Origin of the sequence: Polaromonas sp. (assembly GCF_039930745.1) — a bacterium.
In the GTDB taxonomy this organism is placed as follows: Bacteria; Pseudomonadota; Gammaproteobacteria; order Burkholderiales; family Burkholderiaceae_C; genus Polaromonas.
In genome coordinates this window covers 50,015-64,629 of record NZ_JBDTTH010000010.1, presented here as the reverse complement: position 1 = coordinate 64,629, position 14,615 = coordinate 50,015, and the positions used below count along the sequence as shown (strand labels likewise).

Below are 14,615 nucleotides of genomic sequence, written 5' to 3'. Positions count from 1 at the left end.
GCAGATACTCCTGATTTGATAGCGGTTTGCGCCCGCTGGATAAGGGCTAGAGGCTGATTTGGCGTCTGAATCCTAAGGCATGCAGGCAGGCGCCCGTAGCAGGCGCACCGGAACAGCACGCTTCGGTCAGGCTAAAGCCGGCGATGCGTTCGGGCAATGGCAGGCCGCGGACCGACGCTTCATAAGTCTCGCAGTCGGCCTGTACCAGCCATTGGCCGCCATCGCGCGCCAGCGATGCGATCCTCAGCTTGTGAGCCAGACGGCAAAGCGCCTTTGGATAGCCTCGCCATGCACTGCCCACCATTCGGGCGAGACCGTGAGTGAACGCCTGCGATACCAGTGGGCGGTAGGCAGAACCTGCGTCATGACAGGGTCGATCAGGCTCAGGGCCGAGTTCCTTGTCGGGCCATAGGCTGTAAGCGGCGCCATGGCTGCGATGACCTTCGGATTGGTCGCAGATCGGATGAATTCGCGCGCCGCGTCAAGGTTCCTTGTGTCCCTGACGATGGCGAAGCCTTCGACGTTCAACAACTGGCCATCCCACATGAAACGCATGGAGCACTTCTCAGCGTAGCTGCGTAGACACGGCCGTTATAGGCGCTCGCAATCGCGACTTCGCGCCTGAGCGTAGGCCCCGCCCCAGCTGGTGAAGGTGATTTCCCCTGCCATGCAAGCTGCGGCACAGGCGCTCAGCAGAGTGGCAATAGTCATCTTGAAGTTCACTTGTCTCTCCTGAATATTTCTTATACGAAATTTAGCGACATAAGAAAATTCGCTTCTTCACACGCTGGCGCCAGAAACTTCTTCTGTGACGTAGTCATTTCAACAATATGGGAGCCTATTTATTAGGGTTTTTACTGAATTTAAAAGTTGATTACTGGAGAATAATATTTCCTATAGTAAACAATTGGTGGTTTGTGACTCACCCTTGGTGAAGTGACATAGCTGTACTGCAGAGGTGAAGCGTTCGATGCGAATTCTGATTCTTGGCTCGGGCGTCGTGGGTGTAACCACGGCCTATTACTTGGCAAAACTCGGCCATCAGGTGACGGTGGTCGAGCGTCAGCCGGGACCGGGAGCCGAAACCAGCTTTGCCAACGCCGGTGAAGTCACGGTGGGCTATGCCGGCCCGTGGTCCGGTCCGGGCCTTCCGCTGAAGGCGATGAAATGGATGTTCCTCCGCAACGCGCCAATGAAGTTCCGGCCCAAACCGGACCTGGCCATGTTGCGCTGGCTGCACCTGTGGTGGAAACACTGTGAAGTAAACCGCTACACCGCGAACAAGGAAGCCATGGTCGCCTTGGCGCGCTACAGCCTGGGATGCCTCCAGACCTTGCGCGCAGAGTTGTCACTGGAATACGAGCAGCGGACGCTTGGAACGTTGCAGTTGTTCCGCAAACCCGAGCAAATGCGTGCCGCCGCGAAGGACATGGCGGTTCTGGCGAGGCTCGGCATCGCCCACAGCCTGTTGAGTGCAGACGAATGCATCCGCACGGAGCCGGGCCTCGCATTCAGCCAGGAGCACATCGAAGGCGGGCTTCTCTTGCCGGGCGACGAAACCGGCGATTGCTTCGCTTTTACCAAAGCAGTGGCGGAGCATGCGATCCGAGCGGGCGCGGAGTTCCGCTTCGGTACCACCGTCACCGGGCTGGTCCGCGGCTCGGGTCGAATCACGCATGTGGAGACGACCATCGGGCCGATCGAAGCAGATGCCGTCGTCGTCGCGCTCGGCAGCCATTCGGCGACGCTGCTGCGCAAGGTCGGCGTCAACATCCCGGTCTACCCGCTCAAGGGGTATTCGCTCACGATGCCCCTGCTGAACGAGTCCGCGGGCCCATGCAGCACGGTTCTGGACGAAACATCCAAAGTCGCCATTACCCGCCTGGGGAACCGCGTTCGCGCTGGCGGAATCGCCGAGCTGGCGGGCTATGACTTGGCCCTGCGGCCAGCCCGCAGGGCAAGTCTCGAGACGGCCGTCCGGGCGCTCTTCCCGCAGGCCGGGGACCTCGCGCAGGGCGACTTCTGGTGCGGCCTGCGGCCCGTGACACCCGACGGACCGCCAGTCCTGGGCTGCGCCGGGCACAGCAACCTCTACCTGAACACGGGCCACGGCTCGTACGGATGGACCATGGCCTGCGGCTCGGCGCAAATCACGGCCGACCTGATCTCGCGAAAGCAGCCGGCCCTGCCCGCGCATCCCTACGCAGCGCAGCGGTATGCCGGCGCAACCCTCAATTCCTGACATCGGAAGGACAACAGATGAATTTTCTGGACGCCGCAGAAACGGCAAGACTGCTTCCCTACGAACTGACGGCGGACGCACTTGCGGCCATGCTGCTTAGGCAATCAGCGGGGCGCGCGTTCGCCCCGGTGAGGCAAAGCTTCGAACTTCCCGGCGGGGCCGTCCTGCTCCTGATGCCGGCTAGGGACGACGAGCGAGCCTGCGTCAAGCTGGTCACCGTCCATCCCGGCAATGCGGACCGCGGACTCCCGGTGATCCACGGCGAGGTCGTCCTCATGGATGCGCACGACGGACACAGAATCCTGATCCTGGATGGCCCCACCGTCACAGCACGCAGGACCGCAGCCATGTCGCTGCTGGGTGCGAAACGCCTGGCGACCGCCGGTAGCCACGCCACGCTGATGATCGGCTCGGGAGTCCAGGCGCGCCACCACCTGGACGCATTCGCGCAAAACGGATTGATTCGCCGCCTGTACGTCCACTCACTGAGTCGCAGCGGCAGCGAGGCCCTGGTCACCCAGGCGAAACGCTACGGCATCGACGCCAAGATCGTCGATGACCCCAGCCAAGTGGCATCCGAAGTGGGATTGATCGTGACCGCGACCACGAGTAGCAAACCTGTGCTGCATGGCCCCGTATCGCCGGACTGCACCATCATCGCCTTGGGTGCCTACCGTCCGGGCATGGCGGAAATCGCACCCAGCCTGATCGAGACCTGTGACGTCTACGTGGACACCCTGGAGGGAGCCAGGGAGGAAGCAGGCGACCTCCTCCAGGCGAACATCGACTGGAGCAGGGTCATTCCCATCGAACAAGTCCATGAGCGCGCCGAGCGGACCGGCCGCCCGATCCTTTTCAAGACGGTCGGCCACGCACTGTGGGACCTCGCCGCCGCGACCCTGGCGCATGAAAGCAGCCAACAACTCACGCCAAGGAAGACGCCATGAGCCAGCGCGAATTCGTCAGCTACGAAGGCGTAAAGAAGACGTACGACGGAAAGGACTTCGTCGTGCGAGGACTCGACTTGCATGTCAAGAAGGGAGAGTTCCTCACGCTGCTTGGGCCATCCGGTTCGGGTAAGACCACGACTCTGATGATGCTCGCGGGGTTCGAGGCGCCAACGAGCGGCGAGATTTATCTCGATGGATGTCGGATCGACCAGATGCCCGCGCACCGGCGCGACATCGGCGTCGTGTTCCAGAACTACGCCTTGTTTCCGCACATGACCGTGGCGGAAAACATTGCGTTCCCGCTTCACATGCGTGGAGTCAACAGCACTGACACCACGCGCCGCGTGTCCCAAGCCCTCGACAACGTCCGGCTGTCAGCGCTCAGCGACCGGCGCCCGACTCAGCTGTCGGGAGGACAGCAGCAACGTGTCGCATTGGCCAGGGCCTTGATATTCGAACCCAAGCTGGTGCTGATGGACGAGCCCTTGGGCGCGCTGGACAAGCAGTTGCGCGAGCACATGCAACTCGAGATCAAGCAGTTGCACGCGCGGCTGGGCGTGACGATCGTCTACGTCACCCATGACCAAGGCGAGGCCCTGACGATGTCCGACCGGGTGGGTGTGTTCAACGACGGGTTGCTGCAGCAGCTGGCGCCCCCCACCGAGCTGTACGACGCCCCGGCCAATCCTTTCATCGCGCAATTCATCGGCGAGAACAACGCCATCGGCGGAAGCGTGGTCGAGATCCGCGATTCTGCATGCTGCGTCCTCACGCCCGACAACGAGCGCTTTTGGGCGATGCTCACACCCGGTGTTGGTGTTGGCAGCCGGGTTTCGCTATCGCTAAGACCTGAAAAGATCCGATTTTCCCCGGAAGACACCACCGGCCTGAACATGACAAAGGGCGCAGTAGCCGATGTCGTGTATTACGGCGACCACGTCCGTTTGCGAGTGAAGGGCTGCGGATGCGAGGGCGGCTTGCTCCTCAAGGTCGTCAACGCGGGCCGCCTGACCGAACTCGCGCCCGGGACCGAAGTGGTCCTGGGCTGGGACCCCGAGGACTGCCGCGCCTTGCTTCTGCACTGAGGCGGCGCCGCTTTTCAATCAATTACATCAACAGCCGCATCGCGGCAACCAAGGAGCCTTCATGAAACCCCGCACTCATATTTCACTCACGGCCATCATGCTGGCGGCAGCTCTATCTGCCATGCCTGCAGCCGCTCAGGAATCACTGACCGTGACTTCCTGGGGCGGCGCCTACTCCAAGGCGCAAGACAAGGCCTACTACACCCCGTACACAGCGGCCACCGGTACAAAGATCCGGCAGGACGAGTGGGACGGATCGGTCGCAAAAATCAAGGCCATGGTGGAGACCAAGCAGGTGACCTGGGATGTGGTGTCCGTCCTCAGCGACAACGCCTTGCAGGGCTGCGAAGAGGGCTGGCTGGAGAAGATCGACTACAGCAAACTTGGCGGCAAGAGCCGCTTCGTAGAGGGAGCCGCCATGGACTGCGCGGTCGGTACCGACATCTACTCGACCATTTTCGCCTACAACAAGGACAAGTTCCCGAAAGGCGGACCCGTCTCGATGGCGGATCTGTTCGATACCAAGAAGTTTCCCGGCGCACGGGCCTTCTACAAGTCGCCCAAGACCACGCTGGAGTTCGCATTGATCGCTGATGGTGTGCCGGCCAAGGATGTTTACAAGGCCCTGGCGACCAAGCAAGGCGTCGATCGTGCGTTCAAGAAGCTTGACACCATCAAGCCCGATATCAAGGTGTGGTGGAGCGCGGGCGCCCAGCCCCCGCAGCTGCTGGCCGATGGCGAAGTGGTCATGACTGTCGCGTGGAACGGCCGCATCCAGGACGCGATCAAAACCTCGAAGAAGAATTTTCAGATCGTTTGGGACGGTCAGTCCATGGACGTCGAGTTCTGGGCGATTCCCAAGGGAACGAAGAACCTGAAGACGGCGACAGACTTCGTGGCCTTCACCATGAAGCCCGAGGTGAACGCAAAGCTGACGGAACACATCCCGTACGGGCCGACTGTCAAGGAGGCGATGACCAAGGTCAGCCCGGAGATCCTGAAGGACTTGCCGAACGCTCCCCAGAACTCCAAAAATGCCTTCGTGCTTTCGCCGCAGTTCTGGGCGGACCACGGGCAAGAGCTGACCGAACGATTCAACAAATGGCTGGCCCAGTAAAAAGATGAGCGAGAAGCACGGCGTTGCCGTGCCTCGTGCGGCCACGGCCGCCACTTGCAGGAGATGATATGAGCATCGCGCAGCCCCTCACGCTGGCCTCCGGCCCGCCCATGGCCGACGACGACGCCCGGCGCCTTCAGGAGAAGATCCGGTGGGACCGTCGCATCAGGCAGCTCAAATGCTTGCCATTTGTGCTGCCTCTTCTCGTCTTCCTCGTAGGTTCCTTCCTGCTGCCGATCGGGTTGTTGCTGACGCGCAGCATCGACAACCGGGACATCGCTGATGCGCTGTCTGCAACCGCAGGCGCTCTTGCGCGGTGGGACGGACAGGCCCTACCGGTGGACGCGGCATTCGACGCCTTGGCCCGCGACCTCGCAGCCAACACCCCCGAGCGCGTCGCCACCTTGGCGCGCAACCTGAACCATCGCCAGGCGGGTGCGCGCTCTGCCGTGATGCAGGCCGCGCGTGTGGCGAGATCGCAGCCCAACGACTACAAGGCCGCGTTGATCGAAGCAAATGCACAGTGGGGCGAGGTGGGGACATGGCAGGTGATCCACAGCGCATTGCCTCGTTATACGGACTTCTACCTCCTGGCGTCCCTGGACTTGCGCCGCGATCACACCGGCGGCATCGGTTCCGTGCCGGATGAGGGCGCTGTTTACCGAGACGTGCTGTGGCGGACTTTCTACATCAGCCTGCTGACGATGCTGATTTGCCTTGCCCTCGGGTACCCGCTGGCCTATCTCATGGCATCGGCGCGCGGAACGCTGGCGAAAGTGCTGTTCGTCCTGGTCATCCTGCCGTTCTGGACCTCGCTGCTGGTGCGGACCACCGCTTGGCTGGTGCTCCTGCAAGGCGGCGGCCTGGTGAACACCATGCTGGCGTGGTTGGGCTGGATTGATCCGCAGCATCCTCTGGCACTGGTCCACAACCGCACCGGGGTGTTGATTGCCATGGTGCACATCCTGCTGCCCTTCATGGTTCTACCGCTCTACAGCGTGATGCGCGCGATTCCCCCGAACTACATGCGTGCAGCCTCCTCGCTAGGGGCTGCGCCGCACCGGGCGTTCCTCAAGGTCTATCTCCCCCTGACCTATCCCGGGTTGAGCGCTGGCTGCCTGCTGGTGTTCATCCTTGCGCTCGGCTACTACATCACGCCTGCGCTGGTCGGCGGCGTCCGCGACCAGATGGTGAGCTACTACATCGACTACTTCACCAGCCAGGCGACCAACTGGGGGATGGCGGCCGCTTTGAGCGTCGTCCTGCTCACATTCGTCCTGATCCTCTACGTTGTCTATTCGCGGTTCGTCGGCCTCGACAAACTGCGCATGGGGTGAATGCATGAACTACCGCCTGGAACTCCTCACCCAGAAAGCCTTTCGGCTGGCCCTGTACGGGCTCTGTGCTTGCACCCTTGTCTTCCTGGTCGCTCCGCTTCTGGCCATCATGCCGCTGTCGTTCAATTCGGAGCCGTTCTTCACCTATCCCATGCCGGGCTACTCATTGCAGTGGTACCGCGAGTTCTTCGAGTCGGAGACCTGGCACCTGGCGATGAAGAACAGCTTTATTGTCGCGATCGCGGCGACGGTCTGTTCATGCCTGCTTGGGACTCTGGCCGCACTCGGCTTGAACCGGAAGGATTGCCCTATGCGGAGTCTCCTGATGGGAATCCTCATCTCGCCGATGGTCATACCCATCGTCGTCAGCGCTGTGGGCGTCTACTACTACTTCGCCGACCTCGGCCTCCTGAACTCCCTGACCGGCCTGGTGATCGCCCATACCGCATTGGGTGCGCCATTCGTTGTCATTACTGTCGCCGCAACGCTATCGACCTTCGACCAGAACCTGATGCGCGCCGCCGCAAGCCTGGGCGCGCCACCGTTGACTGCCTTTCGGCGCGTCATGCTCCCTATCATCGCGCCGGGTATCGCATCCGGCGCGCTGTTCGCCTTTGTGACGTCGTTCGACGAAGTGGTGATGGCGCTGTTCCTCGCCGGGCCCGAGCAAAGAACCTTGCCTCGGCAAATGTGGATCGGCGTGCGGGAGCAAATTAGCCCTACGATCACGGCGGTCGCGACCTGCCTCATCCTGTTCTCGATCCTCTTGCTTGTCACGGTGCAATGGCTGCAAGGACGCGCACAGCGAAACAAGGCGCGCCCGGCTGCCTGAACAGAGTGGCCGGGAAATTCCCTACAATGATTTCACATAGGAAACTTCGCTGTTGACAGGAAAAATATTGCCAATGACTACTCCACGTCGGGCTTCGACCCCGGCGGTCGGTGACCGCCCCAACCCTGAAGCCATGCTGGGTCCGCGTTTGCGCCGTTTGCGGGCGACGCGAAGCTGGACACTGGAACAAGCGAGTGAAGCGACCGGCTTAGCCCGGTCCACGTTGTCCAAGATTGAAAACAGCCTCATGTCGCCAACGTACGAGGCGCTCACGAAACTTGCCGCAGGTTTCCGTATTGACATTAGCGAACTTTTCTCGAATGGGAGAGAACGCATTGCAACCGGCCGCAGGAGCATTTCTCGCAAGGGAGAAGGCCAGGTCCATCGCACCAAGCACTACGAGTACCACCTGCTTTGCAATGATCTGTCCCACAAGATCATGACGCCGTTGCTCACCCGCATCGTCGCTCGCAAGTTCGAGGACTTCGATGACTGGAGCCGGCATGATGGCGAAGAGTTCATGTTTGTGCTAAGCGGTGAGATCGAGCTTTTTACCGAGTTCTACAGCAGTGAGCGCTTCGAACAGGGCGAGAGCTGGTATATCGACAGCCGCATGGGGCATCGCATCATCAGTGTCAGCGATGAGGATGCGATGGTGCTGTGGATGAGTACCATGCATCCCAATCAGCAGAAGTCGGAGTAGTGGTCTCTCGCCCGATTGCGGGCACCCCACGGAGACAACCCAACGTTCAGTCATGTCATGGTCGGCGTTAACGACCTCGAAACCTCAAAGAAGTTTTACGACGCCGTGCTCGGCACGCTGGGCATTGGCCCTGGCGTTGCCAACAAGAACCGCTATTTCTACCGCAGCAAGGGCGGCTCGTTCGGCATCACCACGCCGATCAATGGCGAGTCTGCCTGCCATGGCAATGGCAGCACCATCGGGTTCAAGATGGAATCACCCGAACAAGTGGAAGCCTTTCATGCGGCGGGCATTGCCAACGGCGGCACCACCTGTGAAGAGCCGCCGGGCTTTCGTGATGGTTCCGTGGGCAAGCTCTACCTGGCCTACCTGCGCGACCCGGATGGCAACAAGCTTTGCGGGCTGCACCGGCCGGCGGCCTGAGCGGGCAGCGTCGCCGCACCTGCACGGCAGGCTACAGATACTCCTGATTTGATAGCTGTTGACCCGCGTCGAATAAGGGCTAGAGGCTGATTTTATCTAAACATGGCGCTACTCAGCTCCTTGCGCGGCGCTTGCCCTCACCCCTGCCCTCTCCCAAAGGGAGAGGGAGCAAAGACGAGAGCCTCTTCCTTCTTCCTTCTTCTTTCCTCTTTCTTTTCCCCTCTCCCCGTGGGAGAGGGTCAGGGTGAGGGCCTCCCGTATTTACGTGTGATGGCCAAAGGGAGTGTTGGGTAGTTACAAAAAATGGCGCTGCGCGACCCTGCGCGGGCCTGCCACGCAACGGGCGCGCGGCAGCGGGGCCGCCCGGAGCCAACAGCCTGCCGGGCTGCGTTACTTTCAAAGCGCAGCATGGCTAGGGATAACCCGCGCAAATGCCGGTGCCGGCCCGCGGTATCGGAAAGGGAAATAAACCATACTGCCTACGTTGCCGGGACAAACGGCCCGCGTCTGATGACGTTGGCCCCCGCCCGTGCACCCACCAACAGGCATGAGGCAGATGGAGCCAAAAACACCGACAGTGCAAGACCTTCAGGACCGCGTGCTTACGCTGGCGCAGTTGGCCGAAGAACTGCAGCAGCAACTGCGGCAGCAGGAGGCCCGGCTACAGGCCTACGAGCGCGCCGCCGGCGATGCGGTCAGCGAGCAGCACTTCACCAGCGCGTTCGAGAACGCGGCCATCGGCATGGCCGTGCTGAGCCTGGACTCGCGGCGGCTCAGGGTCAACCGCGCGTTTTGCGAATTGTTTGGTTATTCGAAGGAAGAGTTGCTGGCGCCAGGCTCCCCCGACCGCACCCACCCCGACGACTACGCCGACGACGTGGTCCAGCGCAAACGCGCGCTGGCCGGCGAGATCGATACCTACCGACGCGAAAAGCGCTACCTGCACAAGTCGGGCCGCTTGATCTGGGGCGACCTGACCTTCTCACTGGTCCGCGACGCCGCGGGTCAACCGTTGCATTTTGTGTCGCAGCTCCAGGACATCACCCAGCGCAAGGAAGCGGAGCAGACCCTGCAGCAAAGTGAGGAGCGCTTTCGCTCGCTGACCGAGCTGTCCTCCGACTGGTTTTTTGAGCAGGACGAACACTTCCGCTTCGTCATGGTTTCAGGGGAAGTGCCCAACGCGCCCCCGGGCACTGCCAAAAAACTGATCGGCAAGACGCCATGGGAGCTGCGCCACCCAGACATTGACAAGCAGGTCTGGGCCGAACACCGGGCGAGGCTCGAGCGCCACGAGACCTTTCGCGATTTTGAAATGCCGCGGCGGGCTGCTGACGGGCAAACCTTCTATGTGAGCATCAGCGGCGTGCCGGTTTTTGACGCCACCGGCCGCTTCACCGGCTACCGGGGCATCGGCCGAGACACGACCGCCATGCGGCGCATCGCCGAGGCGCTGCGCGGCAGCGAGTTGCGCCTGCGCGAGATCACGGACACCGTGCCAGCGCTGATTGCGTTTGTTGACAAAGAGCGGCGCTTTCGCTTTCACAACCAGGCGTATGAAGAAGCCTTTGGCATAACCCGCGAGCAAATCGAGGGCAAAACCATGCTCGAGGTGATGGGCGAAGAATTTTATGAACGGGTGCGCGCACAGGTCGACGAAGTCCTGCTGGGCTACCCCGTGGTGTATGAGCGCACGCAGATCACCGCCCGCGGCGACCATCGGGAATACGTGGTCAATTATTTTCCGTGTTACGGTGACGGCGAGGAGGAGGGCGAGGTCATCGGCTTTTATTCGCTAGGCACCGACGTCACCGAACTCAAGCGCATTGACCGCATGAAGAGCGAGTTTGTCTCCACCGTCAGCCACGAGCTGCGTACACCGCTGACGTCCATCCGCGGTTCGCTGGGCCTGATCTCCGGCGGTGTTGCCGGCCAGCTGCCCGACGCGGTGAAGAACCTGGTGGGCATTGCCAAGAACAACTGCGAGCGGCTGATCCGCCTGATCAACGACATCCTGGACATCGAGAAGATCGAGTCGGGCAAGATGCGCCTGGAGTTGCAGCCGGTGGAACTGGCCACGCTGATGGCGCAAGCCATCGCCGCCAATGAGGGTTATGGCCTGGCAAACAAGGTGCGCCTGGCGCTGCACTGCGAGGACAAGGACATACAGGTGAATGTTGAGCCGGACCGCCTGATCCAGGTGGTGACCAACCTGCTGTCGAACGCGCTGAAGTTTTCTCCGCCGGGCGACACCGTGGACGTTCATGTCAAGCGCTCGGGCATAGGCGTGCGGGTGGAGGTGCGCGACCATGGCCCGGGTATCCCGGAAGAGTTTCGCGGCCGGATCTTCCAGAAGTTCTCGCAGGCGGACTCGTCGGACACGCGGCAAAAAGGCGGCACCGGCCTGGGCCTGAACATTTCGCGCGCCATCGTTGAGCGGATGGGCGGAAACATTGGTTTTGAAACGCAGCTGGGCGAAGGCACCACCTTTTACTTCGAGCTGCCGGAGTGGCAAGCTGCCCGCCAGGCCGGCCCGCAGCTTGCGCCCCTGCCACGGGCACGCATTCTCATTTGCGAGGGCGACGCCGACGTTGCCAAGCTGATCAGCATCATGCTCGACAAGGCCGGCTTTGACTCTGACATGGCGCACAGCGACAAGCAGGCCTGGGCGCTGCTGGCCGCGGGCCAATACGACGCGGTGACGCTGGGCCTGCGCTTGCGGGGCCGGCTGGGCAGCGCTTTTCTGAACGCACTGCGCACTGACGAAAAGACGCGTTCCTTGCCTGTGGTGGTGATCTCCGCGCTGGTGGGCGAGGGGCAGCTACAGCTTGATCAAAAGCCATCGGCGGTGACCGAGTGGCTGTCCAAGCCGATTGACGAGAGCCGGCTTGTTTCGACCATGCAGCGCGCGGTCTCCACGCTGAAGGGGCGCAAGCCCCGCATCCTCCACGTGGAAGATGACGTGGACATTCAGCACATCGCCGCGGCGATTGCCGCGGACTTTGCAAGCTTCGAGTTTGCAGCCACGCTTTCGCAAGCGCGCGCCCGCCTACAGGAAAAACCTTTTGACCTGGTGTTGCTGGACCTGTCACTGGGCAAGGAGTCGGGCTGGGATCTGGTGGAGGTCATTGATGCGCTGGACCCCCGGCCGTCGCTGATCGTTTTCTCGGCCAGCGAGGTGCTGCCCGGGGCGCGCAACCGGCCCGACGCAGTGCTGGTCAAGGGCACCACGTCCAACGCCGATCTGCTCAACACCATTCAGCGCGTGCTCAAGATGCCGCCGACCGAGCCACCTGAAGCAGCCGGGTGAAAAGCCGGGCTGCTTACCGATGTTTTCATCCCAGCGTTCGGGCGGGCAGGGCAGGCAAAATCATTTAAGCACGTACCGGTAGCCCAATTTTTTCATCGCTGCGGTCAGGGTCTGGGCTGATTTGGCATAGGTCTTCCACGGCTCGTTGCCCTGGTCCAGCCGGGTCTGCACCGTTCGCAGGGTCCAGTGGCTGGCACTCTTGAGGCCGGCCAGCTCGCTCCATGCCAGGGGCACCGAAATGCCCATGCCCGGCCGCGCGCGCGCCGACCAGGCGCACACGGTGGTGGAGCCGATGCCGTTGCGCAGGTAGTCGATGAAAATTTTGCCGACGCGGTTTTTCGGCCCGCTCTTGGCCACAAACAGCTGCGGAATAGTCTGCGCCAGGTGTTGCACGATGGCTTCAGAAAAGCCGCGTACCACCTCCCAGTCGTGCACGCGCCGCAGCGGTACCACCACATGCAGGCCCTTGCCGCCGCTGGTTTTCAGGAAAGACGCCAGGCCCAGCTGCTCCAGGAAGCTGTGCATGAGTTCTGTGCCCTGCACAATCGCGGGCCAGCCCACGCCTTCGCCCGGGTCCAGGTCAAAAATCATGCGGTCTGCGCGCTGCAGCGAATCGGTGCCGGTGTTGAAGGTGTGCAGCTCCACCACATTCCACTGCGCCCCCGACAGCAGGCCCTGCTTGTTGGCCACCTCCAGCAAGGGCGGGTGGCCGGGATAGAGCGCAGGGTCCAGCTGCTCGATGCCGGGCAGCTTGTCGGTCTCGGCGTGTTTCTGGAAAAACAGCTGGCCGGTGATGCCGGCGGGCGCGCGCACCAGCGCCACAGGCCGCTTCCTCAGGTGCGGGATCATCACCTCGCCCACCAGGTCGTAGTAGCGCACCAACTCCATCTTGGTGATGCCGGTGCTGGGGTCAATCACGCGCTCGGGGTTGCTCACGCGCACCTTGCTGGAGAGCGCATGCGCCTGCGACTCAGTCACCTTGCCGGGCTTGGACACCTGTTTGACGCTGACGGGTTTTTCCCGAACGATCACCTTCGGGTCTTTGTCAGTGCGCAGGCCGTGAAACACCGAGTGGCGAATGCGCCCGCTGCGCGTCCATTCGCCAAACGTCACCTCTGCCACCAGCTTGGGCCGAACCCAGTGCGGCTTGCCCACAATACCGGTGGCCTCGGCAAAAGGGTTTTTAGTGGCAGACAGGGTGCTTAGCGTGGCCTTGAGCTCGCGCAGCCTGGCCTGGCTGAAACCCGTGCCCACGTTGCCGGCGTATTGCAGCTTGCCCTTGGCGTCATGCACACCCAGCAGCAGCGAGCCGATGCCGGTGCGGCCGCCTTGCGGGTCGGTGTAGCCGCCAATGACGAACTCCTGGCGCTGGCTGCACTTGAGCTTGATCCAGTCACCGGAGCGGCGCGACTGGTAGGACGCATCGCGCCGCTTGCCGATCACGCCCTCCAGGCCCAGCCTGCAGGCCGAGGTGACCACGCTTTCGGCGGACGCATCGAACACAGCGCTGAAGCGCACCTTGTCTGAAGTCTTGTCGGCCAGCACCATTTCCAGTAACGCGCGCCGCGCCTCCAGCGGCACCGCACGCAAATCGTGCCCGTCAAAAAACGGCACATCGAACAGGTAATAGACAACGTTGCCGGGTCGGGCGACATCAAAGGCCAATTGCAGCGCGCCGAAGTCCGGCACGCCGTCCGCGTTCAGCACCACAATCTCGCCGTCGTACCAGCCGTCGGGCAGCTTGGCCTGGGCCAGGGCCTTGTGCAGTGGCTGCAGCTTGTCTGTCCAGTCGTTGCCGTTGCGGGTGAAGAGCTGAATGTCTTTGCCGTGGATGCGGGCCAGCAAACGGTAGCCGTCAAACTTGATTTCATAAACCCAGTTCTCCGGGTCGGCCGGCGGGCCATCGACCAGGGTGGCCAGCTGCGGCGCCAGCTTGGCGGGCAGCGCTGCCCTGACGGCGCCTTCGGGCAGGCCGGATTTGGCGGCTTTGGAAACCTTGCCGTCCTTGGCGGAAGCGGGTTTGGGCGCGGCGGCTTTTTCGGCTTCCGGGCCGGGCAGCTTCTTCACGCTGTCGGGCAGTTCGTCCACCACGCTGAACTCGGCCGCGGGGCGTGCCAGCGCGTCTTTTTCCTTGATCAGCAGCCAGGGCGCCTGCTTTTCACCGCGGCCCTTCATGCGCACCAGCACCCATTTGCCCTGCAGCTTGTGGCCATGCAGCTGGAACTTGAGGTTGCCGCTGCGCAGGCCCTTGCGCGGGTCGCCTTCGGGCTGCCACTTGCCCTTGTCCCAGATGATGACCTTGCCCGCGCCGTACTGTTTGGGCGGAATCGTGCCTTCAAAGCTGGAATAGGAAATCGGGTGGTCTTCCACCTCCACGGCCATGCGCTTGTCGGCCGGGTCGTAGCTCGGGCCCTTGGGCACGGCCCAGCTTTTCATGGTGCCGTCCAGCTCCAGCCGGAAGTCGTAATGCAGGCGGCTGGCCCAGTGTTTTTGCACCACAAACGACAGCGCACCTTCGCTGGCCCGCCCGCCTTCACTGGGCTCGGAGGTGAGCGCGAAGTTGCGTTTGGCCTTGTAGAGCTGAAGCGCGTCTTTGGAAGCGCGGGAAGCCATGTGGAC

Annotated in this window: 11 protein-coding genes; 9 read left to right on the top strand and 2 right to left on the bottom strand. The window is 62.2% G+C overall.

What is annotated here, in order from left to right; genetic code table 11:
* Positions 1-243: 243 nt before the first annotated feature.
* The gene (locus tag ABI660_RS05875; protein WP_348065902.1) at positions 244-555 is read right to left on the bottom strand and encodes an extracellular solute-binding protein; all 312 of its coding nucleotides are present in this window, start codon (positions 553-555) and stop codon (positions 244-246) included.
* A 415-nt stretch (positions 556-970) separates the two neighbouring features.
* On the opposite strand from ABI660_RS05875, the gene ABI660_RS05870 reads away from it, so the two are divergent.
* From ABI660_RS05870 to ABI660_RS05830, 9 genes are all read left to right on the top strand, one after another.
* Positions 971-2,242: a D-amino acid dehydrogenase gene (locus ABI660_RS05870; RefSeq protein ID WP_348065900.1), complete on the top strand. Its 1,272-nt coding sequence runs from the start codon at positions 971-973 to the stop codon at positions 2,240-2,242.
* 17 nt (positions 2,243-2,259) lie between these two features.
* Positions 2,260-3,189: a delta(1)-pyrroline-2-carboxylate reductase family protein gene (locus ABI660_RS05865; RefSeq protein WP_348065899.1), complete on the top strand. Its 930-nt coding sequence runs from the start codon at positions 2,260-2,262 to the stop codon at positions 3,187-3,189.
* The gene (locus tag ABI660_RS05860) at positions 3,186-4,277 is read left to right on the top strand and encodes an ABC transporter ATP-binding protein (protein WP_348065897.1); all 1,092 of its coding nucleotides are present in this window, start codon (positions 3,186-3,188) and stop codon (positions 4,275-4,277) included. Before ABI660_RS05865 ends, ABI660_RS05860 begins: the two co-directional genes overlap by 4 nt.
* A 61-nt stretch (positions 4,278-4,338) precedes the next feature.
* Positions 4,339-5,394 carry an ABC transporter substrate-binding protein gene (locus ABI660_RS05855; RefSeq protein WP_348065895.1) on the top strand — a complete coding sequence of 352 codons (1,056 nt, stop codon included), beginning with the start codon at positions 4,339-4,341 and terminating at the stop codon, positions 5,392-5,394.
* 68 nt (positions 5,395-5,462) lie between these two features.
* Positions 5,463-6,731 (top strand): ABC transporter permease, encoded by a 1,269-nt coding sequence (locus ABI660_RS05850; RefSeq protein ID WP_348065894.1) that lies wholly within the window; start codon positions 5,463-5,465, stop codon positions 6,729-6,731.
* Between the two features lie 4 nt (positions 6,732-6,735).
* Positions 6,736-7,563 (top strand): ABC transporter permease, encoded by an 828-nt coding sequence (locus ABI660_RS05845; RefSeq protein ID WP_348065893.1) that lies wholly within the window; start codon positions 6,736-6,738, stop codon positions 7,561-7,563.
* A gap of 73 nt (positions 7,564-7,636) precedes the next feature.
* A complete protein-coding gene (locus ABI660_RS05840) occupies positions 7,637-8,266 on the top strand; it encodes an XRE family transcriptional regulator (protein ID WP_348065891.1) in 630 nt (209 codons plus the stop codon).
* A 57-nt stretch (positions 8,267-8,323) separates the two neighbouring features.
* The gene (locus tag ABI660_RS05835) at positions 8,324-8,689 is read left to right on the top strand and encodes a VOC family protein (protein WP_348065890.1); all 366 of its coding nucleotides are present in this window, start codon (positions 8,324-8,326) and stop codon (positions 8,687-8,689) included.
* 577 nt (positions 8,690-9,266) lie between these two features.
* The gene (locus ABI660_RS05830; protein ID WP_348065889.1) at positions 9,267-11,996 is read left to right on the top strand and encodes a PAS domain S-box protein; all 2,730 of its coding nucleotides are present in this window, start codon (positions 9,267-9,269) and stop codon (positions 11,994-11,996) included.
* Between the two features lie 60 nt (positions 11,997-12,056).
* Here the strand turns inward: ABI660_RS05830 and ligD are convergent, their stop codons facing one another.
* On the bottom strand, positions 12,057-14,609 hold the full coding sequence (gene ligD, locus ABI660_RS05825) for a DNA ligase D (RefSeq protein WP_348065887.1): 2,553 nt from the start codon (positions 14,607-14,609) through the stop codon (positions 12,057-12,059).
* Between the last annotated feature and the right edge of the window lie 6 nt (positions 14,610-14,615).